33 protein-coding genes, 3 pseudogenes and 1 riboswitch are annotated in these 26,821 nt (G+C 47.9%); of the genes and pseudogenes, 11 read left to right on the top strand and 25 right to left on the bottom strand.

Annotated features, from left to right (window positions below; translation table 11 throughout):
* Positions 1 to 254 precede the first annotated feature (254 nt).
* From GKO28_RS16755 to GKO28_RS16730, 6 genes are all read left to right on the top strand, one after another.
* A complete protein-coding gene (locus GKO28_RS16755; RefSeq protein ID WP_182077140.1) occupies positions 255 to 1,505 on the top strand; it encodes a branched-chain amino acid ABC transporter substrate-binding protein in 1,251 nt (416 codons plus the stop codon).
* Between the two features lie 77 nt (positions 1,506 to 1,582).
* Entirely contained in the window at positions 1,583 to 2,587 is a 1,005-nt protein-coding gene (locus GKO28_RS16750; protein ID WP_182077139.1) for a GyrI-like domain-containing protein, read from the top strand.
* A gap of 64 nt (positions 2,588 to 2,651) precedes the next feature.
* Positions 2,652 to 3,197, top strand: a complete 546-nt coding sequence (locus GKO28_RS21935) for a serine hydrolase (RefSeq protein ID WP_182077138.1) — start codon at positions 2,652 to 2,654, stop codon at positions 3,195 to 3,197.
* The gene (locus tag GKO28_RS16740; protein ID WP_182077137.1) at positions 3,169 to 4,188 is read left to right on the top strand and encodes a serine hydrolase; all 1,020 of its coding nucleotides are present in this window, start codon (positions 3,169 to 3,171) and stop codon (positions 4,186 to 4,188) included. The genes GKO28_RS21935 and GKO28_RS16740 overlap by 29 nt, the downstream gene beginning before the upstream one ends.
* Before the next feature lie 91 nt (positions 4,189 to 4,279).
* On the top strand, positions 4,280 to 5,728 hold the full coding sequence (locus tag GKO28_RS16735) for a serine hydrolase (protein WP_182077136.1): 1,449 nt from the start codon (positions 4,280 to 4,282) through the stop codon (positions 5,726 to 5,728).
* A 12-nt stretch (positions 5,729 to 5,740) separates the two neighbouring features.
* Positions 5,741 to 6,079, top strand: coding sequence for a hypothetical protein (locus GKO28_RS16730; protein ID WP_173534281.1), 339 nt, complete (start codon positions 5,741 to 5,743; stop codon positions 6,077 to 6,079).
* A gap of 77 nt (positions 6,080 to 6,156) precedes the next feature.
* On the opposite strand, the gene thiD is transcribed toward GKO28_RS16730, so the two are convergent.
* The 6 genes and pseudogenes from thiD to GKO28_RS16705 all read right to left on the bottom strand — a co-directional run bounded on the left by thiD (position 6,157) and on the right by GKO28_RS16705 (position 9,962).
* Positions 6,157 to 6,798 carry a bifunctional hydroxymethylpyrimidine kinase/phosphomethylpyrimidine kinase gene (thiD, locus tag GKO28_RS16725; RefSeq protein WP_307839046.1) on the bottom strand — a complete coding sequence of 214 codons (642 nt, stop codon included), beginning with the start codon at positions 6,796 to 6,798 and terminating at the stop codon, positions 6,157 to 6,159.
* A complete protein-coding gene (locus GKO28_RS22440) occupies positions 6,752 to 6,955 on the bottom strand; it encodes a bifunctional hydroxymethylpyrimidine kinase/phosphomethylpyrimidine kinase (RefSeq protein ID WP_307839045.1) in 204 nt (67 codons plus the stop codon). The genes thiD and GKO28_RS22440 overlap by 47 nt, the downstream gene beginning before the upstream one ends.
* The gene (gene thiE / locus GKO28_RS16720) at positions 6,952 to 7,623 is read right to left on the bottom strand and encodes a thiamine phosphate synthase (protein ID WP_182077135.1); all 672 of its coding nucleotides are present in this window, start codon (positions 7,621 to 7,623) and stop codon (positions 6,952 to 6,954) included. Before thiE ends, GKO28_RS22440 begins: the two co-directional genes overlap by 4 nt.
* Before the next feature lie 3 nt (positions 7,624 to 7,626).
* Positions 7,627 to 8,458, bottom strand: a pseudogene (gene thiM / locus GKO28_RS23025) (hydroxyethylthiazole kinase).
* A gap of 30 nt (positions 8,459 to 8,488) precedes the next feature.
* Positions 8,489 to 8,633, bottom strand: a riboswitch (TPP riboswitch).
* Positions 8,634 to 8,815: 182 nt separating this feature from the next.
* Positions 8,816 to 9,256, bottom strand: a complete 441-nt coding sequence (locus tag GKO28_RS21930; protein ID WP_282099352.1) for a hypothetical protein — start codon at positions 9,254 to 9,256, stop codon at positions 8,816 to 8,818.
* On the bottom strand, positions 9,201 to 9,962 hold the full coding sequence (locus tag GKO28_RS16705) for an aminotransferase class I/II-fold pyridoxal phosphate-dependent enzyme (RefSeq protein WP_282099351.1): 762 nt from the start codon (positions 9,960 to 9,962) through the stop codon (positions 9,201 to 9,203). The genes GKO28_RS21930 and GKO28_RS16705 overlap by 56 nt, the downstream gene beginning before the upstream one ends.
* A 65-nt stretch (positions 9,963 to 10,027) precedes the next feature.
* Between GKO28_RS16705 and GKO28_RS16700 the strand changes: the two genes are divergently transcribed.
* Positions 10,028 to 10,342 carry a helix-turn-helix domain-containing protein gene (locus GKO28_RS16700; RefSeq protein ID WP_182077134.1) on the top strand — a complete coding sequence of 105 codons (315 nt, stop codon included), beginning with the start codon at positions 10,028 to 10,030 and terminating at the stop codon, positions 10,340 to 10,342.
* Positions 10,343 to 10,546: 204 nt separating this feature from the next.
* Positions 10,547 to 11,494, top strand: coding sequence for a dihydroorotate oxidase (locus GKO28_RS16695; RefSeq protein WP_182077133.1), 948 nt, complete (start codon positions 10,547 to 10,549; stop codon positions 11,492 to 11,494).
* Here the strand turns inward: GKO28_RS16695 and GKO28_RS16690 are convergent, their stop codons facing one another.
* From GKO28_RS16690 to GKO28_RS20515, 4 genes and pseudogenes are all read right to left on the bottom strand, one after another.
* Positions 11,495 to 11,959 (bottom strand): polyhydroxyalkanoate granule-associated phasin, encoded by a 465-nt coding sequence (locus GKO28_RS16690; protein ID WP_182077132.1) that lies wholly within the window; start codon positions 11,957 to 11,959, stop codon positions 11,495 to 11,497.
* A gap of 24 nt (positions 11,960 to 11,983) precedes the next feature.
* Positions 11,984 to 12,616: a DNA-3-methyladenine glycosylase 2 family protein gene (locus GKO28_RS16685; RefSeq protein ID WP_307839044.1), complete on the bottom strand. Its 633-nt coding sequence runs from the start codon at positions 12,614 to 12,616 to the stop codon at positions 11,984 to 11,986.
* Positions 12,609 to 13,759: pseudogene (locus GKO28_RS16680) on the bottom strand (metallopeptidase TldD-related protein). The gene GKO28_RS16685 and the pseudogene GKO28_RS16680 overlap by 8 nt, the downstream one beginning before the upstream one ends.
* On the bottom strand, positions 13,713 to 13,940 hold the full coding sequence (locus GKO28_RS20515; protein ID WP_247646609.1) for a PmbA/TldA family metallopeptidase: 228 nt from the start codon (positions 13,938 to 13,940) through the stop codon (positions 13,713 to 13,715). Before GKO28_RS20515 ends, GKO28_RS16680 begins: the two are co-directional and overlap by 47 nt.
* 77 nt (positions 13,941 to 14,017) lie before the next feature.
* On the opposite strand from GKO28_RS20515, the gene yjgA reads away from it, so the two are divergent.
* The 3 genes and pseudogenes from yjgA (at position 14,018) to mog (ending at position 15,841) form a co-directional block, all read left to right on the top strand.
* The gene (gene yjgA / locus GKO28_RS16675) at positions 14,018 to 14,593 is read left to right on the top strand and encodes a ribosome biogenesis factor YjgA (protein WP_182077131.1); all 576 of its coding nucleotides are present in this window, start codon (positions 14,018 to 14,020) and stop codon (positions 14,591 to 14,593) included.
* A 3-nt stretch (positions 14,594 to 14,596) separates the two neighbouring features.
* The gene (locus GKO28_RS16670; RefSeq protein WP_182077130.1) at positions 14,597 to 15,262 is read left to right on the top strand and encodes an HAD-IA family hydrolase; all 666 of its coding nucleotides are present in this window, start codon (positions 14,597 to 14,599) and stop codon (positions 15,260 to 15,262) included.
* Positions 15,259 to 15,841 (top strand): annotated as a pseudogene (gene mog / locus GKO28_RS16665) (molybdopterin adenylyltransferase). The gene GKO28_RS16670 and the pseudogene mog overlap by 4 nt, the downstream one beginning before the upstream one ends.
* Positions 15,842 to 15,905: 64 nt before the next feature.
* On the opposite strand, the gene GKO28_RS16660 reads toward mog, so the two are convergent.
* From GKO28_RS16660 to GKO28_RS16595, 15 genes are all read right to left on the bottom strand, one after another.
* Positions 15,906 to 17,621 (bottom strand): hypothetical protein, encoded by a 1,716-nt coding sequence (locus GKO28_RS16660; RefSeq protein WP_182077129.1) that lies wholly within the window; start codon positions 17,619 to 17,621, stop codon positions 15,906 to 15,908.
* Between the two features lie 47 nt (positions 17,622 to 17,668).
* Entirely contained in the window at positions 17,669 to 18,028 is a 360-nt protein-coding gene (locus tag GKO28_RS16655) for an STAS/SEC14 domain-containing protein (protein ID WP_182077128.1), read from the bottom strand.
* 77 nt (positions 18,029 to 18,105) lie between these two features.
* Positions 18,106 to 18,843, bottom strand: a complete 738-nt coding sequence (pdxJ, locus tag GKO28_RS16650) for a pyridoxine 5'-phosphate synthase (protein ID WP_182077127.1) — start codon at positions 18,841 to 18,843, stop codon at positions 18,106 to 18,108.
* 74 nt (positions 18,844 to 18,917) lie between these two features.
* Positions 18,918 to 19,352, bottom strand: coding sequence for a DNA repair protein RecO (locus GKO28_RS16645; RefSeq protein ID WP_182077126.1), 435 nt, complete (start codon positions 19,350 to 19,352; stop codon positions 18,918 to 18,920).
* Positions 19,321 to 19,650 (bottom strand): DNA repair protein RecO, encoded by a 330-nt coding sequence (locus tag GKO28_RS16640; protein ID WP_182077125.1) that lies wholly within the window; start codon positions 19,648 to 19,650, stop codon positions 19,321 to 19,323. Before GKO28_RS16640 ends, GKO28_RS16645 begins: the two co-directional genes overlap by 32 nt.
* A gap of 3 nt (positions 19,651 to 19,653) precedes the next feature.
* Complete coding sequence (gene era, locus GKO28_RS16635; RefSeq protein WP_182077124.1) at positions 19,654 to 20,586, bottom strand: GTPase Era; 933 nt, start codon at positions 20,584 to 20,586, stop codon at positions 19,654 to 19,656.
* The gene (gene rnc / locus GKO28_RS16630; protein WP_173534301.1) at positions 20,583 to 21,293 is read right to left on the bottom strand and encodes a ribonuclease III; all 711 of its coding nucleotides are present in this window, start codon (positions 21,291 to 21,293) and stop codon (positions 20,583 to 20,585) included. Before rnc ends, era begins: the two co-directional genes overlap by 4 nt.
* A gap of 17 nt (positions 21,294 to 21,310) precedes the next feature.
* The gene (locus GKO28_RS16625) at positions 21,311 to 21,676 is read right to left on the bottom strand and encodes a DUF4845 domain-containing protein (protein WP_182077123.1); all 366 of its coding nucleotides are present in this window, start codon (positions 21,674 to 21,676) and stop codon (positions 21,311 to 21,313) included.
* Between the two features lie 10 nt (positions 21,677 to 21,686).
* Entirely contained in the window at positions 21,687 to 22,364 is a 678-nt protein-coding gene (gene lepB, locus GKO28_RS20510) for a signal peptidase I (protein WP_307839043.1), read from the bottom strand.
* Between the two features lie 120 nt (positions 22,365 to 22,484).
* Complete coding sequence (locus GKO28_RS20505; protein WP_182077122.1) at positions 22,485 to 22,649, bottom strand: hypothetical protein; 165 nt, start codon at positions 22,647 to 22,649, stop codon at positions 22,485 to 22,487.
* Between the two features lie 29 nt (positions 22,650 to 22,678).
* Positions 22,679 to 24,472: a translation elongation factor 4 gene (gene lepA / locus GKO28_RS16615; protein ID WP_182077121.1), complete on the bottom strand. Its 1,794-nt coding sequence runs from the start codon at positions 24,470 to 24,472 to the stop codon at positions 22,679 to 22,681.
* An 86-nt stretch (positions 24,473 to 24,558) separates the two neighbouring features.
* The gene (locus GKO28_RS16610) at positions 24,559 to 24,798 is read right to left on the bottom strand and encodes a glutaredoxin family protein (protein WP_173534305.1); all 240 of its coding nucleotides are present in this window, start codon (positions 24,796 to 24,798) and stop codon (positions 24,559 to 24,561) included.
* Between the two features lie 51 nt (positions 24,799 to 24,849).
* Positions 24,850 to 25,317, bottom strand: a complete 468-nt coding sequence (locus GKO28_RS16605) for a SoxR reducing system RseC family protein (RefSeq protein WP_182077120.1) — start codon at positions 25,315 to 25,317, stop codon at positions 24,850 to 24,852.
* 26 nt (positions 25,318 to 25,343) lie between these two features.
* Positions 25,344 to 26,306, bottom strand: a complete 963-nt coding sequence (locus tag GKO28_RS16600; protein WP_247646828.1) for a MucB/RseB C-terminal domain-containing protein — start codon at positions 26,304 to 26,306, stop codon at positions 25,344 to 25,346.
* Positions 26,306 to 26,779, bottom strand: a complete 474-nt coding sequence (locus GKO28_RS16595; RefSeq protein WP_182077118.1) for a sigma-E factor negative regulatory protein — start codon at positions 26,777 to 26,779, stop codon at positions 26,306 to 26,308. The genes GKO28_RS16600 and GKO28_RS16595 overlap by 1 nt, the downstream gene beginning before the upstream one ends.
* Positions 26,780 to 26,821 lie beyond the last annotated feature (42 nt).

Genomic DNA, 26,821 nt, shown 5'->3' with positions numbered 1-26,821 from the left:
ACCCAAAGCACGCCTCAAAACACCGTAGAACGTGGCTATCTGGCGTATTTCTTTCAGTTAACAAACAAATCAGCAATGATTGACCCGCTCCTAGCAACTGTCACCCCTACAATATGCAAGAACTGTTGCGGTCGAGATACAGGAAAACACTGATTTCTAGTCGCTGATTGCGAAAGCAAGATTGATTGCCTTTAAATGGCAATAGTACCCAAACAACCGTAATTAATAACAACACCCCATCTCGGAGATTCACGATGACCATCGCTCGCCTCAGCCTCATCGCTGCCGCTATTTTGTCGATCACTGCCTGCGGCAAACAACAACCGGCCGACACGGCCAGCGCCCCAGCATCTGCACCCGTTACGGTTGAAGTGGAAACCGACATCATCAAAATTGGTCAAGCCTCGCCAATGACCGGCAATATCGCCCACTTGGGTAAAGACAACGAACATGGCGTGCAAATGGCCATCGACGAAATCAATGCCGCTGGCGGTGTGGATATTGCTGGCAAAAAAATGAAAATTGAATTGGTGTCAGAAGACGACCAAGCCGATCCGAAAACCGCCACCACCGTCGCTCAGCGCTTTGTTGACCAAAAAGTCAGCGGCGTGATCGGCCACTTGAATTCAGGCACGACCATTCCAGCGTCAAAAATTTATAACGATGCTGGCATCGTACAAATTTCACCATCATCCACTGCTGTTGCCTACACCGCACAAGGTTTCCCAACCGCATTTCGCGTGATGGCCAATGATGCACAGCAAGGTGTGGTACTCGGTGACTTTGCAGTTAAAAAACTCAAAGCCAAAAAAATCGCCATCATTGACGATCGCACTGCCTACGGCCAAGGCTTAGCTGACGAATTTGAAAAAGCCGCTAAAGCCGCTGGTGCTGAAATCGTGAAACGTGAATTCACCACTAACCAAGAAACAGACTTCAACGCCATTCTGACTAACATCAAAGGCGCAAAACCAGATTTGATTTTCTACGGTGGTATGGACGCACAAGCCGCACCATTGAAAAAACAAACCAAAAAACTCGGCATTCCAGCTACCGTGATGAGTGCTGACGGCACCCAAACTGGCGAATTTATCAAATTGGCCGGTACCGATGCCGAAGGCACTTACGCATCTAGCCCAGGTAAATCTCTAGAAGACATGCCAGGCGGTAAAGAATTTAAAGAAAAATTCAAAAATAAATTTGGCGTAGAAGTTCAGCTCTATGCGCCATATTGCTATGACGCAACCAAAATGATGGTCGCTGCAATGCAAAAAGCGGGCTCTGCCAACCCAGCAAAATACTTGCCAGTCCTAAAAACCATGGAATACCCAGGTTTGACGAGCACCATCACTTTTGACGAAAAAGGCGACGTTAAAAATGGTGCCATCGGTGTTTATGTCGTTAAAAATGGCAAATGGGAAATCGTTGAAGTTGTCGGCGGCGGCGCACCAGCTGCAGCGGCATCGGCTACGGCATCGGCACCAGCACCAGCACCTGCCAAATAATTAGCCGCACTTAAAAAAAGGGAAGCATCCGCTTCCCTTTTTTATTGTTCACCCCAAAAAAACTGTTATCGCCAAATATGGACGACTACGTCAAGCGCATTCATTTAGCCCTGCAATACATTCACCACCACTTTGACCAGCACATCGTCCTCGCTGATTTAGCCCAAGCCGCGCATTTTTCACCCTATCATTTTCACCGCGTATTCACGGCGATTCAGCACGAAACGCCGAATGATTATCTACGTCGCATCCGCATTGAACGTGCAGCGAATCTACTTTTGATTTACCCGCCCTTCCCCATGCAGCAAATTGCGCTCGATTGTGGTTTTAAATCCCAAGCCTTGTTTTCTCGGGCATTTCGCACGCACTTTGGTATGACGGCCAGCGACTGGCGTAAAGGCGAGCAATGGACTTTAGACGGTTTAAGCTATAACTGGCGTCAGCAATCTCACAAAAATAATGAAAACATCTTGCAAGATAGCAAGAATTGCAAAGTATCCCATTCGGATAAACCCATAGAATCAATACCCGATACACAGCTTCAAGTCGCACTGGCAGCGGCCAGGAATGGCGAATTACCACGGCAAATTTCAGCGCTCAAATTTGAAAAAATGCCGAGCTATCGTTGGGTGTATTTTTGGCAAAACGGCGTGGCGCTCGAGCAAATGTTTACGCTTTGGCAACGCGTAGCGCAATGGGGGCAAGCACACGGCTTAACGAATGCGAACAGCCGCTTGGTTTCACGGATGCTGGACAACCCCAACGTCACCGACCATCGGCGCTGCGAATACGCCGTTGGCTTGCTGGTCGATGCGACGTTTCAAGCTGAGCGCAACATCCTCGTCGCCGACATTGCAGCGGGGCAGTATTTAGTCGTCGATTTTTGCGGCACCGTCGCCGACTCAATGATTCTGGCTCAGTATGTATTTGGCTATTACTTGCCGCACAGCAAATGGACGTTTGACGAAAGTCGACCCGGCCATACGCTAGGGCCAATTAAAGACCCACAAGAGACGCTGCTGGCGACAACCAAATTTACTTATCAGCTTTGTGTACCCGTAAAGCAACGGCGAGCGAAATAATACGATGTATTTAACTACAAACCTTAATCAATAACAGGCTCAAGCCAATACCCAAGGATACTGTATGCAATATCGTCTGATTAGCGTCGCCATCGCGCTGAGCCTGAGCTTAAGTCAAGCCGCAACTAGCGACTTACCCAGCTCACCCACCACACAAGCCACGGCATTAGTCCAGCGCGCCACACCCGAATCAGTGGGACTAGACTCCGCGCAGCTCAGCAAAATGCTCAACTACTTGCAAACGCCCGGCTTTGATATGGAAAGTATTATCCTTGCGCGGCATGGCAAGGTGGTACTCGAAGCCTATGTTGCGCCGTTTCACGCCGGCATTCCGCATCAAGTTAATTCAGTCACCAAAAGCTTTATGGCGACTTTGATTGGCATGTTAATCGGCGACGGCAAGCTCAAGCTGACCGACACCGTCGCCGATATTTTGCCGCAATACGCCGACTTGCCAAATGCCAAACTGATTACTGTTGAACAATTGCTGGGGATGAAGTCAGGATTGTTGTGGCAAGAGTGGCGTGGTGATGATTTTGGTGATTTTGATGAGCTAAAACGACAAACCCGATATCGATATCGTGAAGTTTGTACTCAATCGCTCTCTTGAACCCGATCAGGTCAATAATTTTAACTACAACAGCGGTGGATCGGAGTTGCTTGGTGTTTTGGGTGAAGCGGCATTGGGTAGTTCATTGGCCGATTACGCCGAACAACGATTGTTTAAACCACTCGGTATTAGCAATACACGCTGGATCAATAGCGACCAACAAGGCCATCTTGCTGGTGGGCGCGGGCTTTATATCATGCCGCTCGACATGCTAAAACTCGGGGAACTGTATCGGCAAAATGGCGTTTGGCTAGGTCAACAAATCGTGCCCGCTAGCTGGGTGCAATACGCCACAGCGCCAATGTTAAGTATCGCTTCAGGCTCTCATTACTATGGCGCGCAATGGTGGGTAGGAAAAAACCGAGAATGGTATACCGCATCGGGTTATGCAGGACAAATTATTGCCGTTTTTCCGCAAGATGACATCACTGTGGTGATGACCTCACGCAACCAAGAACAATCCGATTTTGGCCTCAGCGCACTGCGCGAATTTTATTTAAAACTCAAAGCGCCGTCTGAAGCTAACCCCGTCGCATTCGAAATGCTACAAAATAAAATCACGCAACTTGCCACCCCAACAGCCACGTCAAAGCTGCGCTCACCACTGGAAAAAACGCTCCATCAACGCAAAATTGATCTTGCTAACCCTGAATTTTGGCTAAGCCAGCTACAACTTGAATTCAATAATGATATCGCCACCATCACGGTGTCGCCACGCAGCCCCATTAACAAGCCCTTCATTATTCAAGCCAGTTTGAATGATGCCTGGCGATACACCCCCGTAACACCCATCGACAATCGTTGGCAAAAATCCGGGCCAGAATCAATGCGCGCCGCGCGAGCGCAATGGCTGGATAACGACACCTTGCAATTCGAAGCGATGGATGTGGATGAATCTTACCGCGTAAATTACAAGATCAAATTCAACGGCAAGAAGGCGACCTTACTCAATATGAACAACTCAATCGCCAGCCAAGGCATTCTCCGCTAAGCATTAGGTCGATTTCATCACCAACCAAATCAACAAGGGCATCAGCATGTGCTTTAAATTTTGTAGTTTGCTACTGCTAATGGCGAGTGGCATGGTTGCTGCCAACAACACCAATGATTTACCCACCAGCTCGCCCGAGGCGCAGGGGATCGACTCGGCTCAGCTGAATATGGCACTGAAAGAAATTCAAAAATCAGGCACACCCATTGATAGCATCTTAATCATGCGCAATGGGTATGTTGTTCTAGACAGCTATTTCTATCCTTATCAACCCAATACTCTGCACGATCTGCGATCGGTTACCAAAAGCGTTACCTCAACGATGCTGGGGATTTCAATTGAGCAAGGCAAACTTAAAAGCCTTGATCAGCCGATGCGACCTTTTTTTGCCGAGCAACTGAAAGGTGATATTGACCCACGCAAGGCGGCGATTACGCTTGGTAATCTGGTCGACATGCACTCGGGGATTGCTTGGTATGAAATACCTTATAATTCTCAATCCAGTATTTATCAGATGGTCAACAGCGCCGATTGGAATCAATACGTTTTGCAGCAAGCCATGGACGATGAACCCGGACGAACCTTTAATTACAACGGTGGCAATATGAATTTGCTGTCCGCAGTGATTGAAAAGGCTTGGAATATGCCGATGCAAGAAGTTGCCGCCCTGCAACTCTTTAAACCGCTTGGCATTCAAAACTTTTATTGGCAAAAAGATCCATCTGGCCACACCATTGGCGAAGCTAACTTGGCCCTTGCACCGCACGATTTAGCCAAGCTAGGGCAATTTTGGCTGCAAGATGGCGTTTGGCAAGGCCAGCGACTATTGCCAGCCGGTTGGATAAAAAATCTATTTGAAGATACAAGATCAGCGCAAAGCGCAGGCTATCGCCGTGGTTTCTGGGTGGATTTAAGTCAAAAACACGTTCAAGCCTTGGGGCGACACGGGCAATTTGTTCTAGTTGACCCAGCGCAGCAATTAGTGATCGTGATGACCAGTAAAATTGCTGATCAAGACTTTAATGAAAGAACGCTTAATCAACTGCATCAATTAGCAAAAAATAAACCACCGTTACCCGTCAATGCCATAGCTCTAGCGGAATTAAGCGAAACAATACAAGCCATCGCCTTGCCTGACAGCGATGCAAAAAACACCCTTGAACTTGGCAGCAATTGGTACGCCAAAACATGGCGTTTTTCCAACAAGCCGTGGGGCATCGAAGCCATTAGCCTCAAACTTGACCCACAAGATGCAGGTAGCTTAATTTGGGAGGTGGATTCAATCAACGGCAAAACCAGTTGGCCTGTTGGTCTGGATGGCGCATATCGTCGCCAAGCCGATGCGCGTTTTCACAATCTAAATTTATATGCCAAGGCGCGATGGAAAAATACCAATACGCTAGAAATCAAAACCCAATATGCGGAAGGGGCAATTTCTCGGCATTATTCATTCAAGTTCAATAAAAACAATGTCGAATTGAGCTATGCCGACAATGAATCATCGAGCGGCCAAGCCACTGGCCTTTTAGTCAAACCATAAAGGATTTATAAAATGCGCGAACTTTTTCTCGATTACATCATGCCATTTTTAGTGCTCAGTGGCCTGCTAGGTGGTTTGGTGTATCTGGCATGCTCGCATGCGCTCTACACTTATTTGAAAGAAAATTACAGCGATGCCCTGCCGCCTCGCCTAGAACTGTATATGCACGATGCAGAGGCAATGGGTGGCTTTCTGGATGGCATACGGTATGCAGCTAAAACAGGCAACTGGAAACGCATAGAGAGCAATACATGGCGCAGGCTATTTATTTGCAATCATGCACTCGGCTATTTTGTGGTGTTTTGTTGCGCGGCACTCTGCGCGGCATTTTTATTCTGGCCTAAGTCTTAATTAACATGAATGAGCAATAATTTGATTGCCGCATGAGCATCGTTTGTGCGGCAATCCTTCTACTTCGCACTCACCAACTACCACCACTGATGAAAGTGATGCACCGGACCAATACCGTGGCCCACTTCGAGGCGTTCGGCCTCGCTAATGGCCAGCAATAACCATGCTTTGGCTTTGGCGACGGTTTCTACCCAATCAGCGCATTGCGGGCGCAGCGCGGTGAGCGCCGCCGACAAGGTGCAGCCGGTGCCATGCGTATGCCGTGTGGCAATGCGCACTGCAGGGAAGCACACTTCATTATTCGGTGTAATCAACCAATCTGGGCAGGATGTACCGCCTAAGTGCCCGCCCTTCATCAATACGGCTTGCGCGCCTGCGGCGATTAATTCGCGACCTTGTTGCCGCATTTGCGCTTCTGATTGCGCTTCCGCACAGCCGAGCAATGCCGCCGCTTCGGGTAAATTCGGCGTAATGATGCTGGCCATCGGCAATAATTGCTCGCGCAGCGCATTCACCGCCGCCGGATCAAGCAGCGCATGACCGCCCTTCGCAATCATCACCGTATCGAGCACCATAATTGGCGGTTGATAATGCGCCAAACGCTCAGCCACCACGGCAATCGTCGCCGCATTGCCAAGCATGCCCATTTTGACGGCGTCAACCCGAATATCGCTAAACACCGCATCGCATTGCGCAGCGATAAATTCGGGGGAGACCACCTGTAACGCCGTGCACGCCTTGGGTGTTTTGGGCGGTGAGCGCGGTAATCACACTCATGCCGTAAGTGCCAAGCGCTGAAAAAGTCTTTAAATCGGCCTGTATCCCTGCACCGCCGCCAGAGTCTGAACCGGCAATGGTTAAAGTATGAATGGTCATTTCGTACCTCCCTTTGCGGCATGTATTTCAGCCAAGAGACCTTGCGTTGCGGCTGCGACATCGGCTTGGCCGCAAATCGCCGAGACCACGGCAACCCCATCAAAGCCCTGCGCCATCAAGTGAGCCACTTTCCCTGCTTGAATGCCACCAATAGCCACCGCTGGCAAGATGCGGTTCTGCAGCATGGCGGCCACTTCGTCCACGGCGATCACTGGCGAAGCATCTTTTTTCGTTCCTGTAGGGTATACCGGCCCAACCCCAACATAATCAATGATGCCAGCCTGATACATTGCCTCGGCCTCATGAAATTGCGCCAAACCATTGGTTGATAAACCAACGATTTTATTTGGCCCCAATAATCGCCGTACTTCACTAGCGGGCAGATCTTGTTGGCCAACGTGCACGCCATCGGCATCCATCGCCAGCGCAATATCGAGCTGATCGTTAATAATCAGTGGCACATTGTACGGTGCCAGCACGGTTTTTAACGCTTGAGCGGCCAGCAACCATTGGCGTTTTTTCCATTGCGGCGCGCGCAATTGCACTACGGTGGCGCCGTTTTGCGCGGCGATTTTCGCGGTGCTGACCATTTCATCCAATCCGCCACATAAATCCGGGTCAAGCACCAAATACAGGCTTAAATCAATCGGGTTCGCTGTTGTCGTCATTCGCTATAGCTCCGTAATTGCACCGGATGAATCACGTGTAATGCGTCTAAAAACGGCGCAACAAATGTGCCCCGGACCATCAGAGCACTCTACCGCCCGCTCGCCAGCAATCGCCATCACGGCGCAGGCTGCGGCCACGGCATTGAGTCGATTGGGCGCATCAGCCAAAAAGGCCGCCACCACGGCCGACAACGCACAACCCGTGCCCACCACGCGCGTCATCATTGGGTGACCCCACGGCACCGCCCATGTTTGCTCGCCATCGGTGATGTAGTCCGTCGCGCCCGTCACGGCAACAATCGCGCCAGTGGCGCGCGCCAATTGCTGCGCGGCGCTGAGTGCCGACATTGAGCTCATCGTGCTATCAACGCCTTTCCCGCCCGCTGTCGCCTCAGCATTTAAAGCCAATGCAGCGGCCAAAGCCAAAATCTCTGAGCCATTGCCGCGAATTGCCGCTGGTTTTTTTCGCCAACATCGCAAGCGCTGCATCGCGGCGGTATTGCAATACGCCAACCGCCACCGGATCGAGCACCCACGGCGTTGCCGCCGCGTTAGCGGCATCAATCGCTAAGTTCATTGCTTGTAGTCGGGCTGGGTAAACGGTGCCGATATTAATCAGCAGCGCATCGGCAATCGCCGCAAAATCAGCGACCTCTGCTTCGGCCACAATCATCGCTGGCGAAGCGCCAATGGCAAGTAGGGTATTGGCAGTAAAGCATTGCACGACCTCATTGGTCAGCACATGCACTAGGGGGGTATTAGCGCGTAAGCGTTCTAGCTCATCGGCAACTAAATGAAATGGCAGTTCAGCAATTGTAAGATCAACTTGAGACATCGCGATTTCCTTATAAAGCGCAGGAAGTCGCCAAGTCGCAGCAGACATCCCTACGCCAGTATGATCTGGATCAGGTACAACGGGTTTCTCTCAGCCGGTCTCGACCTATTGACGTTGGCTTCCCGGTTGGTAAACCACACAGCAACAGCCCCTCACGACACCCCGAGTCTGTGGCTATTGTACCGTCTCAGCGCAGGCGCGGTGCGGCACTAGATCAACTTTTTAGCTAGGTTCTTTGACGTTGTATTCGCCGCAAAAATCGCGTCAGCAGCAGCGAGCAAGCAAACGTCAACAGACGCGCCTAAAGCGTGTGGCTGCAACCTCAGTCCGCAATCCGCGCCAAGTCCGATTCTGCGCTCAAAAGTCCCGCAAGATCTGCGCTAAGCGCGCAATCCCAATTTGAATTTGTTCGGGATTAGCATGACTAAAATTGAGTCGAATCGCCCCATCATCTTGATTCGACGCCATAAATGCCACGCCGGGCATAATCGCCAATTTTTGCGCCAAAGCGGCGCGCATCAGCGCTAAAGTGTCATCGACTGTGTTGAGTTTGACCCAAAAAAACAAACCGCCACTCGGCAAGGACCACGTGGCATAAGGGCTTAAATGCGTTGCCAAAGCCGTGGCCATCGCATCACGGCGTTGTCGATACAATGGCAATACGGCAGCTAAATGTGGATCGAGCTGATCATTCGCCAATATTTGCGTCACAATCAATTGACTTAAACGATTGCTATGCAAATCAGCCGCTTGCTTTAAGCGCACCAAATGCGGCATTAAATCTGGATGTGCAATCAAATAGCCCAAGCGTAAACCCGGTGCCAAAGTTTTGCTGAACGAGCCTTTGATACACCCAAGGCGCCGATGTCAAATGACTCACCAAGGGTGCAGGTGCGGGGGTATCGTATGCTAGCTCGCGATAGGGGTCGTCCTCAAACAAACACGTACCATGGGTATCGAGCAGCTCCGCTACCGCTTTCCGCTCCGCATGGCTGTAGCAATAGCCCGATGGGTTTTGAAATGTCGGCGTTAAATACGCCATAGCCACCTGCGGCAACTGATCGGCCAACGCAACTAAATCAACGCCATCGGCAATCGGCAAAGTGCGTAAATCAGCTCCCAATAAACGGAACGACTGCAAAGCGGCTAAATACGCCGGCTCCTCGACCAAGACCGGCGTACCTTCGTCGATCATTAACTTGCTAACGAGATCAATCCCTTGCTGCGAGCCATTCAGAATCAATACTTGCTCGGCGCTGCAGTTAAAACCGATAGCTTGCATTCGTTGAGCGATTAACTCGCGCAACTGCGGCTCGCCTTCGCTCGGGCCATATTGCAAGGCACTTTTCACCACGTCGGCAGGCAATGCGGCTAAATCGAGCGACAACAAAGCTTCGCTGGCGGGTAAGCCACCGGCAAATGAAATCACCCCAGGTTGTTGCGCGACCGCTAAAATATCGCGAACCAATGACGAAGTTAAACGTTCAATTCTTCTAGCTAGCATAAGATACGCCATATAGGTCAATTAAGTAGACCTAAATCATGCCCATCAAGGAAAATTAAGTCAATATGATTGACCAAAAAATTGAAGCCGATATTGAACTCTTGTTTTATGGCTACCGTGCCTTTACCGCACAAGCGGACGCTTTACTGGCCGAACGACAATGGGGACGCGTTCATCATCGAGTGTTGTATTTTGTCGCCAGAAATCCTGGTGTTGCTATTCACCAACTTTTAAGCAAATTAGGCGTAAGCAAACAAGCATTACACGGACCACTCAAAGCCTTGCAAGCGGCCCAATTGATTGCCAGCCAAAGCGACGAACATGACAAGCGAGTAAAAAAACCTATATTTGACGCCACTTGGCCAGCAACTCGAGCATGAGCTCACCAGCCCACAACGCGAACTACTGCTACGCATAGAAACAGAGCTAGGCCCCGAGGTCACCACGGCATGGCGGCAAATGATGGCGACGCTCAGCCAACAAATCACATCAAAATCTTAAAACAAGCTTTTGTTGATTAGGCTCACATTCCCATTGCGCTCTAGCCGCTAAGATGAATTTAATCGTCTTAGGGAGCCATTCTCATGCCCAATTTAGCTACAACATTTTTAGATCTACCTCTGAACAACCCACTGATGAACGCCTCAGGGGTTTGGTGCAGCGTGGGTTCACAACTCGAAGCACTGCAAGAATCAGAAGCGGGCGCCATGGTGACCAAAAGCTGTACTTTACAGCCGCGCGATGGCAATCCCGAGCCGCGCTACCGCGTCCTCAATGGGGATAAGCCGTGGGGCAGCATCAATTCGATGGGGCTACCTAACGAAGGCTTTGCTTATTATTTGCGCTATACCGAGCGTCATGACTACGAAAGCAAGCCCTTGTTTATTTCGATTTCGGGTCTCACGCTCGATGACAATTTGGCGATGATCGACAGCTTAAAAGACGCGGTGACTCCGGCGATCTTAGAAATCAATTTGTCTTGCCCGAATGTACCGGGCAAAGCGCAGCTGGGTTATGATTTTGATGCCATGGATACTTTATTGGCCGAAGTCACCTCCGGTTACGGGCAACGTGCTTTAGGCGTGAAATTACCCCCGTATTTTGATATTGCGCATTTTGACGAAGCGGCGGCGATTTTAAATCGTTACCCAAGCGTCGCTTTCGTGACTTGTATTAATTCAATTGGGAATGCGCTGGCGATTGATATTGACAGCGAATCGGTCATCATCAAACCGAAAGATGGCTTTGGTGGCTTGGGTGGCGATTACGTTCTGCCGACTGCGCTAGCCAATGTGAATGCGTTTTATCGCCGTTGCCCAGAAAAAGCCATCATCGGTTGCGGTGGTGTGAAATCAGGTCATGAAGCATTCTTGCACATTCTAGCAGGTGCGACTTTGGTGCAAATGGGCACGGCGCTGTATGAAGAAGGCCCGAGCATTTTTGGCCGAGTAAAAGCTGAGCTTAGCGAAATCATGGAAAAGAAAGGCTATTCAAGCTTGTCACAATTTCATGGCAAGCTCAAAACATTGTAATTAATCGTTCTCTTCCCGCAACCGTTCTGCATTTTCAGTGGTGCGTTTATGCACTGGATGCAGAATGGCATGCGCCATATCGGCGCTGGCTTGCGTGAGTAGCTCAGGACTGAGCAACTGATAAGAATATTGTTGCTGTGCCGCTAGTGCAGCTTGCGGCGAAGCCATACTGGCGGTCACCAAGGCAATGGCCGCTTGATTTTGCTGCAAAGCCTTGGCCCACAAGGCTTGCTGCATAGCCCCGATTTGCTGCAAAGCAGCGACAGAAGATTCACCCACCGCTTCGAGTTTTTCCATCCCCATCTGCGTCATTTCAGCTTGTTCGGCCGCATTCGGATTCATCCCCGCTTGCGCGAGCATTTGCGTGCGCTGTGAAAAGACAAAGGCGGAATCGAGCCACATTTCTTGCGTTTTTTGTGCCAACTCATGCCATGTAGCAAACGGGTCTTGCGTTAATTGAGTCATATCATTTCTTATCAAAGAACAGCATTAATATTCGACCGGAACTGGGTCTAAACTGCGCCACAGATACCACGTGGCCACACTACACCACGGCTGCCACACTGCGGCAAGCTCAATCAACGCCGCACGCGGCAAACGCTCACCTGCGTGGTAATGCAGTGCAATGGCTTTGACCAAACCGATATCCGCCAGCGGCAAAACATTGGGGCGCAATAAATAAAACAATAAAAACATCTCCGCCGACCAGCGCCCTATTCCGCGGATGGCGATCAATGCTTGAATAATCGCTTCATCATCCCAGTCCACCCACAAACTCGGGTCTAAGCGCCCCGCTTGATGCTGCTGCGCGGCCAAATCGCAGAGGTATTCCACCTTTCTGGCCGACAAGCCACAGGCGCGTAGTGCCTCTGGATCTTGCTGCAACACGGCGGCGCTTGATACATCCCCCAGCGCCGCACAGAATCTTGCCCAGACTGTATCAGCGGCTTTAACCGAGATTTGTTGCCCAACAATCGCTCTGGCCAAGGTATGAAAAACATCCCCTCGGCTTTGCAGGCTAGCCGCAGGATGCGCCGCAATGAGCTTGGCCACACTGTATCTTGCGCCGCTAAATGCACGCAGGCTTGTTGCCAATAAGCGGGAAGCTGTGAGGTCATTCACCGGCCACGGTCATTTTTTCGATCAAAATCGAGCCAACATGGCGACTACTTGAGCGCAAACCGTCATCTCCCACGGCAATAATTTGCTGATACATCTCGCGCAAATTACCGGCAATGGTGATTTCTTCAACCGGATATTGAATCACGCCATTCTCAACCCAAAACCCAGCCGCGCCACGCGAATAATCCCCGTGACCATATTGGTGCCATGCCCCAGTAATTCGGTCACCAATAAGCCCGTTCCCATCAAGCCCAATAGACTGGCCGCATCGATGGTGGGTGCCACCAAGAGATTATGTGGGCCGCCGGCATTACCCGTGGTATCCATCCCTAGCTTTCGCGCTGAATAGCTACCAAGGAAATACCCTTGCTGCACACCGACATCCACCACCGTACGCGCCACGGTGGCCACGCCTTCGGCATCAAAAGCCCCGCTGGCAAAGCCGCGCTTTAAAAATGGATCTTCAGTGATCGTAACGCACGGCGAAAACACCGATTTGCCTAGGCTATCGACCAAAAAGCTCGATTTTCGATACAAACTTGCACCACTCACCGCTGCAATCCAATGTCCGATCAAAGAGCTGGCCACGGGTGCCTCAAACAGCACGGGGTATTCGCCAGTTTTTAGCCGACGTGCGCCCAATCGGCGAATCGTGCGCTCACCGGCACGTTGACCAATTTTCTTGGCCGAATCTAAATCGGTTTCGGCGCGCGCCGAGCTATACCAGTAATCGCGCTGCATGGCGCTTTCATCTTCGGCAATCACTGCCGCAGAAATACTGTAGCGCGTACTGGTACCCGTGCCCATAAAACCCAAGGAATTGGCGTACACCCAGCGCGAGCCAGACGTCGATACCGTGGCGCCATCGGAATTATTTATTCGCGTATCCACTCCGCGAGCGGCTGCTTCACACTCTCGCGCCAACTCAATCGCGCCTTCGACGGATAAAGGCCAAGGGTGATATAAGTCCAAATCAGGAAAGTGCGTACACAAGCGCGCCGGATCGGCCTGACCGGCAAATTCATCGGCAGCAGTGTATTTGGCAATGCTTAACGCTTTATTGACCGTTTCAGCTAATGCAGCGCTAGAAAAATCGCTACTGCTGGCATGCGCTTTTTTGCTGCCCCAGATAAACGGTAACATTCACACCTTTATCTCGGTTGTATTCAATCGTTTCGATTTCGTCCAAACGAGTCGATACATTTTGGCCCGCGCCTTCGGAAACCTCAACGTCACAAGCGGTTGCGCCTTGTTTTTGCGCCTCTTGTAACACTTGCGCGGCTAAATCACGCAGGTTTTGTTCACTAAAACTAAATTCAGACACAGAAGTTTTCCCAGAAGAACAATCAGTAACAGGGTTTCGTTTGGTATCATACTGCTTTTGCACAAGTACTTGACACCATGACCAACCTAAATCAATACGACAGCGATGAGCCCGTTGGCATCATCAGCAAGTCACAAGCCAAGCGCGACGCCATTGCGTTGCAAGAATTAGGCGCGACTTTGCTGCAATATACGCCAAAACAACTCGCCCTTTTGAACCTGCCAGAGAACATTTTGGATGCAGTCAAAGAAGGTCGGAAAATCACGGCCAATGGTGCCACTGCACGTCAGAAGCAGTATATCGGCAAATTGATGCGAAATATCGATCCAGCCCCAATTTATGCGTTTCTTGATGCGCAAAAAGGCATTTCAAACACGCACAATATTTGGCTGCACCAAATTGAGCGTTTACGCGAAAAAATGCTCACCGATGTAAAAACCGTTGAAACCTTTATCGCCGACTATCCTGAAGTTGACATTCAGCACCTACGCCAACTGATCCGCAATTCACTCAAAGAGCGCCAACAACAAGAAGCAGGCAAGCACGTACCGCCAAAAGCTTTCCGAGAATTATTTCAGTTGATGAAAACTTTCATCAAAGAGCCGGCTACCGGATACCAAGACCCCGAAGAAGAAGCCCCGACCAAGGATTAATTTATGCACCCCGATTCAGCTCCGAGGCTTTGCGCTCACGGTTTTTTGTTTGATATGGATGGCACTTTGGTTGACTCAACGCTTTGCATTGAAAAAATCTGGCGCAATTGGGCTGAACGTCATCAAATCGATTTCTCCACCATTTTAAAAGTCATGCATGGTCGACGTGGCGAAGAAACCATTGCCCTCGTTGCACCCCATCTAGATGCTCAAGCAGAAACAGCGCAGTTGATTGCTGAAGAACTACTAAGCCTAGATGGCTCGGTAGCGATCGCTGGCGCGAAGAATTTTCTTGAGTCACTCGATCTCGATCAATGGGCCGTGGTCACCTCGGCGCCACGTGAACTGGCGCTGGCAAAACTGGCTTTTGTAGGCCTACCGACGCCCAAACACTTAATTGGCGCAGAAGATGTAACTTTGGGCAAACCCAATCCAGCACCCTACTTACAAGGCGCTGCATTACTACAACTTGATGCTCGTGATTGCATCGCATTTGAAGATGCGCCAGCGGGAATTCGTTCAGCACATGCAGCAGGCGCTCACGTTATTGCCATTAGCCATGCGGCCGGAGCAGATTCAACCGGTTTGGCGCAATTTAGCGTTTGCGACTTTACTGCTCTTCAATTAAACCGCACGGCATCAAGCTTTACTTTGAGTATTTCAATATGAATTCTGCATTAAAAATTGGGCTTGTTTCTATCTCTGATCGAGCCAGCAGCGGTATTTATGCAGACCAAGGCATCCCGGCACTTGGTGAGTGGCTAGCGCAAGTACTCACTACGCCATTCACACTAGAAACGCGCCTCATTGCTGATGAGCAATCGCTGATCGAGCAAACCTTAGTCGAACTGGTTGATATCGCCGCTTGCCAACTCGTCCTCACTACAGGCGGTACCGGCCCCGCTAAACGCGATGTCACGCCTGAAGCAACGCGTGCAGTAATGGATAAAGAAATGCCTGGGTTTGGCGAGCAAATGCGGCAGATTAGTTTGCATTTTGTACCGACCGCCATTTTGTCACGACAAACTGCCGTCATTCGCGGTAATAGTTTAATTTTAAACTTGCCAGGGCAACCCAAATCGATCAAAGAAACATTAGAAGGCTTAAAAAACGACCAAGGCCAAAACACTCGTGCCGGGCATTTTCTCTGCTATTCCATATTGCATTCAATTGCTTGACGGTCCATACATAGAAACAGACCCTGCAATTGTAAAATCATTCCGCCCAAAATCAGCAATACGGCATTAATTGACCCATAAAAAATGGCGTGAGATTCACGCCATTTTTTATGTACCGTATTCAGTTGCATTCATTATGCTTGCCGCAACACATTCACTGTGACCCAAGCCCAATCAACCCCTTTTTCTAACACTGACCCTAAACTAACCGAAAACTTCTTATCGCGTGCATTTACTTGATAAACTTTATCTACGCCATAATCAGCTAAATTCATAATCAAAGTATTGACGCTATTTCCATTTAACTGATGCGCGACATACAGTGCAGTTCGAACATTGGGCAATTCAAGTCCGGCAGTAAAATTCAAATCGGCTACGGTAATTGTTTCAACTCGATCTTTTTGTTCTGACTTCATCCCAACCATCACCGGTGTGACGCTAATAACTTGTACGCCAACAGAAACTTCGTCATCACTCAAGCGTGCTATTCGACGCAAAATACCAATTCGCCAGTTCGCTTCATTATTTTCACGCGAGGCTAACAATAAACTAGGCCGTATCCATTCGTTTTCAGAAAACCGTAATGTAGCGCCAAAACCGTCAGCGCTTTCATTATCTATAGACCAGCTATGCCAATCGACTTCTTGCTTGGCATTACTAGTAAAACTATATGGATTGGCGGCTAGTTTTTCTTTGGTTCTTGAAGAAACAAATCCATATAAACGCATATCCATGATTTCATCGTAATCTACTGTGTCTTTAGCATCTGCACCTTGTCGATTAAATTTATCGTTATCTAATTTAACGTACCGACAAATACGATCCAAACCATAAATCACGTCAGCGGATTTCGTCACCTTTTGTCTAGCGCTGCGTTTCACCTGACTGTTACGCATACACATGGTCCAAAATACATCCAGGTGTTTGAGTAAATCACTCACCGCTGATCCACGCGAATCGGAGTTCAAACCCAAAGAGGCATAACTAGAGCCAGTCATTAGCTTGCCCAATGTCTCTTGAATATGCCCGATTAAATCGTTCAATCCCCAATAACGATAGGGCTCACCCAATAAATCGTTATTAATTTTTTGCGGACCTTGCGACTCTTGCAAATTGATACAGAAATGATGCTGCGTATCTTGATATTTTCGGCCGATCTGAATGAATTTAGACCATTGCTCAAGCCAGCCATCAATCATGTCAATTTGACGCACTGATAAATTATTATTTGATAAGGTATTGAGCATGAGCATTTGAATATATTCATCCGCACATGATGACACCTCGTCCTTACTGCTTGGATAAAGTGCGAATGAATTGCAGTCAAAACCGCCGATTTCAGATAAACGATATAACTGATGCGCTTGCAGCCATAATTTTGGCGGTACTTTTTCAAAACGGAAGTAATGCCATTTAGCTTGAATGGCGAGATAACGCAAGCTGCGCGCCAAAACAACCGGCATCAAAGGATCAAATGATTGTTGCTGGCTCTCGCTGCCATCGGCTTGTACAAATCGTTGATAAGCATCCACCATATCCGTAGAAAAACTCACTACAGATTTCCAGAGCTGCTGCTCCATTTCTTTAGACATGCGCGGATTAGATATATATTGATAACAAACCGCGTCAAATGCCTCTTGTATTTGTTCATCAACCAGCATCAAAGCTTGCAAGCGTTCAAATGAAGCTTTGTCCGCTGCCGCAATAAAATCTGTAACTAACTCATGCACTTTATTGCAACGAGATGCCGGATCTAATTGCAATATTTGTTTACACCACTGCTGCGCAGACTTTTGGTTTGCTAGCGGCGATTTTTCACGAGAAAAAAGAGAGCTAATTCGATCGAGCATATTTATATCCAAACTGCATGTTTTGTCGTCAACATAAAATACGACATTTAGGCGGCAATATTCACATCTTCAAGCCACTGCTGTGCGCTCACAATATCGGCAAATACTTTTATTTCAGACTCAGAAATAACTTGATTTAACCAAACAGACCAAACCACCCATTGATCATCACTGACCACGGCCACTCGATCAAAATTTTGACGATTTTGCTTTGAAAATCGAATTTCCTCTAATGCCATATCGATGGTATAGCCATCCATTAATCTCAAATCGAGCAAAAGCCGGGCTGCCCCATGAAAACGAATATCATATAAGACATTATCTTCGAACTCTTTATAGTCTTGCAGGGTAAATTGTTCAAATACCACTGCATGCGTATATTTAGCTTCGTGTGAAATACTAATCATGGCTATTCCCTCAAGTATGAACAACTAAGGTAAAACTGATCACCGAAAGACTCAGCTAGGTGCCCTCAGGCGCACAACTAACTACAACGAGCAGCCTGCATTAATGCTTTCATTTCGACAATTGCGGTTTTTAAACCGACAAAAATTGAATGCGAAATTAAAGCATGTCCAATATTTAGTTCTTCGATTTCGGCAATGGCGGCAATGGCTTGTACATTATGATAATGCAAACCATGCCCAGCATTAACCACCAAACCTAAAGAGGCAGCATAAGCTGCCGCTTGTTTAACGCGCTCTAATTCAGACTGTTGCTCAGCCCTATTTTTAGCATCAGCATAACGCCCAGTATGAATCTCAATCACTGGTGCGCCCAATTCATGGGCCATTTTAATTTGCGCGTAATCCGGATCAATAAAAATTGAAGTGCGAATCCCTGCGTCTTGTAATGTTTGAATATATCGACCGCAATGCGCTGGATTAGCTAATACATCAAGTCCACCTTCGGTAGTCACTTCAGCACGATGCTCAGGCACCAAGCAAACGTCTTGCGGCTGAATGTCTAGCGCATGCGCCAGCATTTCTTCGGTTAATGCCATTTCTAAATTCATACGCGTTTGCAATACCGCACGCACCAAACGGACGTCTTCATCACGAATATGTCGACGATCTTCACGTAGATGCAAGGTAATTAAATCAGCACCTGCTTGCTCGGCGAGCTGCGCCGCCAACACAGGTTGTGGATAGAGCGTACCACGGGCATTACGTACCGTTGCAACATGGTCAATATTAACACCGAGTAAAATAGAACGAGACATGTGCAAATTAATCCTATTAATTAAGGTATAAGCCAGCAACATAACAATAGCATGCGCTAGTAAAGCATACCCTATTATAACTTCTGCAAATCAATCAGCAATTGTCGCGTGTGCAATACGGAATCACCCAACACTGCTGCAATCGATTGTCGCATCCACATTTTGGCCCATGGCAAAACCTGCAGATCAGTAAAATCTCCCGCAGCAAATGCCAAAATTAACGGCGCAGGACAAGCTACTGCGCTTTGGCTAGGCACTAAACCGACGCCATATTCAAACTCATATCGTTCAAGCAGATTGAGCGGTTGATCAGATCGGGCGATACGCAGCCAATCAATGCCATACCCCAGACTATCGAGTAATTGGCGTTCAAATAAGCGTAAAATAGGTTCAACCGCACGCTGATCCGCACCGAGTTTGCCTAAAGCTTGAATTGCAGAAAAATAAGCGGTAAATAAGGCGGGATTAGCCTCTTCTTTAGGACATAAACGCTGCAACAGCTCGTTCATATAAAAACACACACAACAGCGGCAAGCCGCTTAACTGGGGCAAGCCAGGCTGCCATTGTGCAGCATGCAGTGTTTTTAAATCCCCGCCCCCAAACCACGACAACAACAAGGGTTGAAAACCCAGCAAAACACTGCGAATTTGCGACCCTGGTCGCTGCACGCCACGTGCGTAGAGCGTTACACGACCATGATCTCGAGAAAACACATCCAGCAAGCGGCTCGTTTCACGATACGCATACTGGTGCAAAACAAAAGCAGGCTGCAAATTAATCCGCAGCTTACTTGACGAACGCGTCATACTTTATTCGTAACCGAATTGACGCACCAAACGGGTGTCGTCAGCCCAACCACTTTTTACTTTGACCCAAACCTCTAAATGCACTTTGGCATCAAACAATTTTTCCATATCTATACGGGCATCGGTAGCGATTTTCTTTAATTTGGTGCCATTTTTACCAATCAAAATCGGCTTTTGATTTTCTCTATCCACCAAAATCGCTGCATAAATTCGACGTAATTCACGGCCATCAGCCAGTGTTTCTTCTTCGAATTTTTCGATTTCTACCGCCATTACATAGGGCAATTCCTCGCCCATCATGCGGAAAATTTTCTCACGAATAATTTCCGAAGCTAAAAATCGCTCGTTACGGTCGGTAATCTGATCTTCACCAAACATCGGCACTGACTCTGGTAGCAACGGTTCGATCGCCGACACCAAGACATCTAATTTCAAGCCTTTTTGGGCCGATACTGGCACAATTGCGGCAAAGTTAAAACTCTGAGCAACTTCTTCAATAAACGGGAATAACGCCGATTTATTGGGCAGCATATCGACTTTATTAATCACCAAAACAACCGGACGATCTTTAGGCAATAACTCAAGTACCGCTTGATCTGCAGGACCAAAACGCCCAGCTTCAACCACAAATAAAATCGCGTCAACATCGGCTAACGTTGTCGTTACACTACGATTCATCGCTTGATTGAGCGCATTTCTAAACCGCTTTTGAAACCCTGGCGTATCCACAAAAACAAACTGCGCAGTCTCAGAGGTTAAAATCCCAGTAATACGATGACGGGTAGTTTGTGCCTTACGCGACGTAATACTTAATTTTTGACCAATCAAATGATTCATTAACGTTGACTTACCAACATTAGGTTGACCAACAATGGCAACAAAACCACAGCGAAAACCATCGCTTACTGCATTTTCTTCATTAATTAGTTCATTCATTTTCGTACAACCTTTTTGCCTGGAAATTGCTCACGCAATTGATGGAGTACTGCGCCAGCAGCAAGCTGCTCTGCGGCTCGCCGGCTAGTACCTTCTGCTTTTGCGCTGACTTTTAATTCAGCAATGGTGCAACTTACTTCAAAAATTTGGTCAGGTGAATCACCCTGCTGCCGTTCAATCACGTAGTTAGGTAATTCAACTTTGCGAGCTTGCAACCACTCTTGCAATGAAGTTTTTGGATCTTTCATTGCTTCTTCAGGATTAACCGCCGCAATACGCGCAGCAAATAGCTGATTCAATACGGCTTCTACAGCGGCAAAGCCGCCATCAAGCCAAATCGCGCCCAAAATCGCTTCCAGTGCATCTGCCAAAATACTCGGACGACGATGACCACCGCTTTTGAGCTCCCCTTCGCCTAGCGAAAGGTAATCACCCAGCTGCAATTCACTGGCAATCACCGCCAATGATTCTTGTCGAACAAAATGCGCACGCAAGCGCGACAAATCGCCCTCGCTCAATTGTGGGAATGCAAAATACAGGCTGCGAGCCACAATTGAGTTCAAAATACCATCGCCAACAAACTCAAGCCGTTCATTGTGTTTCGATGAGAAACTACGATGCGTTAAAGCTTGCTTTAGCAGCTTAGGTTCAGAAAAAACATAACCGAGCGTTTTTTGCAAACGCTCGGCGGGTAAGACGACTGACAAATTAAATATCCCTCAAATTATTGAGCACTCGTGCCGGAAGACTGCTCAATTTGAAAATCAAACAAAAGACTCACATTGGCGACTAAAGGTACAACCTTTTCATAGTTGGCTGCGATTGTTGTCACTCCACCCACTTGGGTGATCGATAAATCTTTACCCGTCACATCCGTGATGTAACCGATTGCGGCATCTTTATCAAAAGATTCACGAATCGCGTCTGGACTTTGTCCGGCACTACTTTTTGCTAACTTCTGGACCGTATTTTGTATCGAGAAAAACTGGGTATACGTTGGCACAACTTTAAAGCCGACAATCAATGCCATAGCCACTGCCATTGCGACAATAATAAAACCAAAAAAAGATAGCCCTAATTGCTTTTTCATTGCCACACCCCTATTTAATAGCAGTACCAATACGATCAAAATGTTTGAAATTCATCCAAACAAAAAACGCTTTACCCACAATATTTTCGCTAGGAACAAAACCCCAATAACGGCTATCAGCGCTATGATCCCGATTGTCACCCATCATAAAGTACTGGCCCTGAGGCACCGTACATTTAAAGCCTGAATCATCGTAGCTACAATTTTCTCTAAACGGGAAATCACCCACTTCACGTAAATTGAGCGCCGGCACTTCGGCCATATTTAATGTTTTATATTGCTTCTGGCCGAGTTGCTCAACAAATTGTTGGTTATTGACCAAATACACGCCATTTTCAACGTATTGGTGCTCACCTTCTGCCGTCGTATTTACGGGCTTGCCATTAACCGTGAGTTTTTTTCCGTGATATTCAATTACATCACCGGGTAAACCAATAACCCGCTTAATATATTGAATTTTCGGATTATCTGGATAATCAAACACCATCACATCACCGCGTTCAGGCTCACCTACTGGCACGATCACTTTATTCAAGATCGGCAAGCGCAGTCCGTAAGAGAATTTATTCACTAAAATAAAATCACCGACGACCAATCCTGGACGCATAGAAGAAGATGGAATTTTGAAACGGCTCAACAATAAACGAGCGCAATACAAATACCGCCAAAATAACCGGAAAAAATCCACGCGCGTACTCAACCCAATCAGCGATTTGTTTATCGCCGCGTGTTTTTTCCCCAAACAAATTTATCCATTGCCCAGACCACACCGGTCAGAGCAACAAAAATCAACATGGCGGCACTAATACTAAAAAAACTGCACCAACAAAATAAACAAGCCAACAACAGCCAATAAATAGCCGTATTGCACCAACTGAGGTGGTTCATTATTTTTTCGTTCGTGCTTGGCCCCTGCCATAATTAAAATCGGGCCTAACACCAAAGAAAGAATACCAATTACGAGCCAATTCATTGACTGTTCCTTTTAACGAAGTGGAGTGTTTATTTGTCGCTAACTTGTAAAATTGCTAAGAAGGCTTCTTGTGGAATTTCCACATTCCCTACTTGCTTCATGCGTTTTTTTCCGGCCTTTTGTTTATCTAGCAATTTACGTTTTCGTGACACATCGCCACCATAACATTTAGCCAATACGTCTTTTCGTACCGCTTTAACCGTTTCACGCGCAATAATATGACTACCAATTGCCGCCTGAATTGCAATATCAAACATTTGCCGTGGAATTAACTCACGCATTTTCGAAACCAATTCACGACCACGATATTGGCTAGTACTGCGGTGAACGATCAAACTCAGTGCATCAACGCGCTCGCTATTAACCAAAACATCCAACTTCACTAAATCGCCAACGCGGAATTCTTTAAAGTCATAATCGAGCGAGGCATAACCACGACTCACTGATTTGAGCTTATCAAAGAAATCCATCACCACTTCGGCCATTGGCATTTCATAGGTCAACATCACTTGACGACCCATATACTGCATATTGATTTGCATACCGCGTTTTTGATTACACAAAGTCATCACGGGGCCGACATAATCTTGCGGCACTAAAATCGTAGCAGTAATAATCGGCTCACGGACTTCATCGTATTTTGACGGGTCTGGCAGCTTGGATGGATTTTCGATTTGTACCACTTCGCCGCCTTTGAGTACCAACTCAAAAACCACGCTTGGTGCCGTCGTAATCAAATCCATATCAAATTCGCGCTCTAAGCGTTCTTGCACAATTTCTAAATGCAAGAGCCCTAAGAAGCCACAACGGAAACCAAAGCCCAAGGCTTGCGAAACCTCAGGCTCATAATGCAAGGATGCATCATTGAGCTGAAGTTTTTCTAAACTATCACGCAGCTTTTCATAGTCATGGCTTTCTACCGGATAAAGCCCGGCAAAAACTTGTGACTTAACATCTTTAAAGCCTGGCAAAGCAGCAGCGGCAGGATTTTTAACCGTAGTGATGGTATCCCCCACTTTAGCGCTGGCAATTTCTTTAATCCCAGCAATGATAAAGCCAACTTCACCAGCACGAAGCGCATCGCGTTGTACTGATTTAGGCGTAAACACCCCAACCTGTTCACACAAATGCTGCGCTTTAGTCGACATAAATAAAATTTTGTCTTTCGGACGAATTTCGCCATCAATCACGCGCACTAACATAATCACGCCAACATAATTATCAAACCACGAGTCAATAATTAGCGCTTTTAATGGACCATCTGGATCGCCTTTTGGACAGGGTATCTTGTTAACAACCTCTTCCAGAATGTCTTCGATACCAATACCCGACTTGGCCGAAGCATGAACCGCATTTACCGCTTCAATACCAATAATGTCTTCGACTTCTTGCGCCACTCGATCTGGATCGGCAGCAGGCAAATCAATTTTATTTAAGACCGTACGCACTTCAACACCGAGTTCAAGCGCGGTGTAGCAGTTAGCAACGGTTTGTGCCTCAACCCCTTGCGAGGCATCAACCACCAACAACGCACCTTCACAGGCGGCCAGCGACCGGCTCACTTCATAGCTAAAGTCAACGTGACCTGGGGTATCAATCAAATTGAGATTGTATATTTTGCCGTCACGTGCTTTGTATTTTAAAGCGGCAGTTTGCGCTTTAATGGTAATGCCACGCTCTTTTTCAATATCCATGGAATCAAGGACTTGGGCGCTCATTTCACGCATTTCCAAGCCACCACAAAATTGAATAAAACGATCAGCCAAGGTACTTTTACCGTGGTCGATGTGCGCGATAATAGAGAAATTACGAATGTGATCCATGAGTCCCGCAGCCACTAAGCTGTTACACAATTTGCGAATAGAAAAAGGCACGCTGCGCGTGCCCATACTAGCGATAACCGCCCATTTTAACTGATTTTTGCCAGGCTAGCATCCAAAGCCTGTTGATCAAGGTGGTAATGACAGATTTCAACACCATCAGAATCAAGCAAAACCGGCACCCACTCACCGTATTTTGCCTCTAATTCATCAATATCATCGATATCAATCCACTCAAGCTCAAATCGTCCAGCCGCTTGCGCCAACAACTGCGCTTGCATCTGTGTACATAGGCTGCAATAGGCGCGGCCATATAATTTTAATTTCATAAACCCTTTACGCGCGCTACTGCGCCCAATGCGAACCAGAAAAAACAACCATCATTGCCGTCCCGCGCACATCGTCGAGCCTGATGTGGCTGACATAATTTCGATCACTCGCGGCTGAAATGCTTGCATTTTGGCATTACGCCAACGCAGCACTACAAACGCAACAACAAAACCCAGAGCAGCACCCAATAAGGACGCCAACTCAGACCAAGCCGCTGGCGCAACCAACAAAGCCAATGCAGCACCCAACAGCAACAACAACAAAGGCAAGCCATAACCCCACAGCGCACTTTGCAGCAACACTCCGTCATTCACCGCCACTTTTACCCAATCGCTGGCCTTCGCCCCCAATTGATTTTGCACCGGATAGCTCTCTTGCCCCTGCCCAAACAAGCGCGTAATCGCCACAGACTTGCAGCCATACTTTGGATGGCAATTGCCACAAGGACTACGAGGCCGGATTTTGACCCATGCCTGGCCACCTTCACAGCGCTCAACTTGCGCCTCTGTGATTATCATTCTGAGATTAAACCTTATTCATTAATTCAACGCAGCGTATACGCTTTCGCAAAACGCTCCACCGTCACGGCAGGCACTTCACCCAAGCAGCTCAATAAATATTGATCAACTTGCCGCGCATACAAATGAATCGCACCTTGATGCGCCAACCCAAGGGGAATACTGGCATTCATCGGCTCAACAAACACCGACAACGTTACTGCCCCATCACTAAATAAGTAGTGCACCACTTCGCGTGATTTATGCGGCAAGCTTCGAGTGCTTTTTTTGATCAGCTTAAAACCCGGTACAGTCGGCTTAATGCGCCATTTTTTATCTTCGGCAAGATCCAGCACTGCACCGTCATTCACCTGCACACTACGCAGCGGATAAATGGGCTTTAGCAATTTTTGATTGATTTTGCCGCCAACCTGAATTTGAGTAAAGCTAAACGACTGCACCATTTCTTGGCGCATACCCATCATCAACCATTTCAAAATCAAACCACTCTCATCATCCACCCAAAAACGCTGCGGATAACGGTAAGCATCCAATGGATCAAGCTGATAAATCGTCGTCTCTCGACCGACAACCCGCTCACGCCCTACTTTAGAAACCCCATAAGAATGCAGCAACTCGCTTACATCATCAGGCAAATGATTTGGAAATAATTTAGAGGTATAGCGACGATCCAGTTGCACAGCATAGCCTTGCGCCGGATACATACTGACTTTATCACCCACTCGTAAATACTCACGCGGCTCACCGTCTAATAGTTCACGATGTTCTGCGGCCACGCCATTCTCGATCGCATGACTGATTTTATAGTTGGCAATATTCTCGCCTGATTGATAAATATAATTGCCCGTATAGCTCACCGCCTCGGCGGCCGATGCCGAGCGCGCCAACACCCGCTGCGCCTCAGCTTTATCTAAAGGCGTGGCTTGCGCGCTAAAGGCACACAAACACCCCAATATGACCACAATCCGGCAATACGCTTTCGCCACCATCAATGCTGCTCTCCAACTTCAAAATGCGCTTGAGCAAATTGCTCAGAGGCTAAAGGATTTGAAAAGCCGTCCCGATGCGCAACCAAATAAGGGCTAATTTCTGCAGACTTTAATTCAATCGGTTTTTGCTGCGCCATCACATCAACAGGCAAAGCGCTTGGTAAGGAGTACTGCCACACCACCAAACCCACAAACGCCACCGATGCCAGCGCGGCCAATTGCAGCCATGGCGCTTTCTTGGGGCGCAATGCACGAGGTGCAATCACCACCGGCTCTTGCGCCAATCTGGCAGAAAATTTTTGCATAAATTCAGACGACGTCGACAGATGCGGCTGCCCAATCGCATCTCGCGCCAAATGCCAACGACACCAATCCTCTTGCTGCTCTGCCGACGAGAGCAACTCATCCACTACAGCTGCAACATCTTGCGGCGCAACTTCACAATCCATTAAGGCTGAAATTTTTTCACTCATACTACAAACCCCTGTCTTTAACCGCCGCCATACGCCACGCCC

The organism is Deefgea sp. CFH1-16 (assembly GCF_016881365.1).
Lineage (GTDB): Bacteria > Pseudomonadota > Gammaproteobacteria > Burkholderiales > Chitinibacteraceae > Deefgea.
This window is presented reverse-complemented; position numbering and strand designations above follow the sequence as displayed.

Coding starts and splice junctions, on each gene's coding strand:
- GKO28_RS16640 (WP_182077125.1), bottom strand. CDS start 19,650: ATGACGCGTTCGTCAAGTAAGCTGCGGATTAATTTGCAGCCTGCTTTT.
- GKO28_RS21935 (WP_182077138.1), top strand. CDS start 2,652: ATGCAATATCGTCTGATTAGCGTCGCCATCGCGCTGAGCCTGAGCTTA.
- GKO28_RS16695 (WP_182077133.1), top strand. CDS start 10,547: ATGCCCAATTTAGCTACAACATTTTTAGATCTACCTCTGAACAACCCA.
- GKO28_RS16600 (WP_247646828.1), bottom strand. CDS start 26,306: ATGGTGGCGAAAGCGTATTGCCGGATTGTGGTCATATTGGGGTGTTTG.
- GKO28_RS16735 (WP_182077136.1), top strand. CDS start 4,280: ATGGTTGCTGCCAACAACACCAATGATTTACCCACCAGCTCGCCCGAG.
- era (WP_182077124.1), bottom strand. CDS start 20,586: ATGAATGAACTAATTAATGAAGAAAATGCAGTAAGCGATGGTTTTCGC.
- GKO28_RS16625 (WP_182077123.1), bottom strand. CDS start 21,676: ATGAAAAAGCAATTAGGGCTATCTTTTTTTGGTTTTATTATTGTCGCA.
- pdxJ (WP_182077127.1), bottom strand. CDS start 18,843: ATGTCTCGTTCTATTTTACTCGGTGTTAATATTGACCATGTTGCAACG.
- thiE (WP_182077135.1), bottom strand. CDS start 7,623: ATGACGACAACAGCGAACCCGATTGATTTAAGCCTGTATTTGGTGCTT.
- GKO28_RS16730 (WP_173534281.1), top strand. CDS start 5,741: ATGCGCGAACTTTTTCTCGATTACATCATGCCATTTTTAGTGCTCAGT.
- GKO28_RS16705 (WP_282099351.1), bottom strand. CDS start 9,962: ATGCTAGCTAGAAGAATTGAACGTTTAACTTCGTCATTGGTTCGCGAT.
- GKO28_RS16660 (WP_182077129.1), bottom strand. CDS start 17,621: ATGCTCGATCGAATTAGCTCTCTTTTTTCTCGTGAAAAATCGCCGCTA.
- GKO28_RS16605 (WP_182077120.1), bottom strand. CDS start 25,317: ATGATAATCACAGAGGCGCAAGTTGAGCGCTGTGAAGGTGGCCAGGCA.
- GKO28_RS16755 (WP_182077140.1), top strand. CDS start 255: ATGACCATCGCTCGCCTCAGCCTCATCGCTGCCGCTATTTTGTCGATC.
- GKO28_RS16595 (WP_182077118.1), bottom strand. CDS start 26,779: ATGAGTGAAAAAATTTCAGCCTTAATGGATTGTGAAGTTGCGCCGCAA.
- lepA (WP_182077121.1), bottom strand. CDS start 24,472: ATGGATCACATTCGTAATTTCTCTATTATCGCGCACATCGACCACGGT.
- GKO28_RS20505 (WP_182077122.1), bottom strand. CDS start 22,649: ATGAATTGGCTCGTAATTGGTATTCTTTCTTTGGTGTTAGGCCCGATT.
- GKO28_RS22440 (WP_307839045.1), bottom strand. CDS start 6,955: ATGACCATTCATACTTTAACCATTGCCGGTTCAGACTCTGGCGGCGGT.
- GKO28_RS16690 (WP_182077132.1), bottom strand. CDS start 11,959: ATGACTCAATTAACGCAAGACCCGTTTGCTACATGGCATGAGTTGGCA.
- GKO28_RS16700 (WP_182077134.1), top strand. CDS start 10,028: ATGATTGACCAAAAAATTGAAGCCGATATTGAACTCTTGTTTTATGGC.
- GKO28_RS16610 (WP_173534305.1), bottom strand. CDS start 24,798: ATGAAATTAAAATTATATGGCCGCGCCTATTGCAGCCTATGTACACAG.
- yjgA (WP_182077131.1), top strand. CDS start 14,018: ATGACCAACCTAAATCAATACGACAGCGATGAGCCCGTTGGCATCATC.
- GKO28_RS16670 (WP_182077130.1), top strand. CDS start 14,597: ATGCACCCCGATTCAGCTCCGAGGCTTTGCGCTCACGGTTTTTTGTTT.
- GKO28_RS16645 (WP_182077126.1), bottom strand. CDS start 19,352: ATGAACGAGCTGTTGCAGCGTTTATGTCCTAAAGAAGAGGCTAATCCC.
- GKO28_RS16655 (WP_182077128.1), bottom strand. CDS start 18,028: ATGATTAGTATTTCACACGAAGCTAAATATACGCATGCAGTGGTATTT.
- GKO28_RS16750 (WP_182077139.1), top strand. CDS start 1,583: ATGGACGACTACGTCAAGCGCATTCATTTAGCCCTGCAATACATTCAC.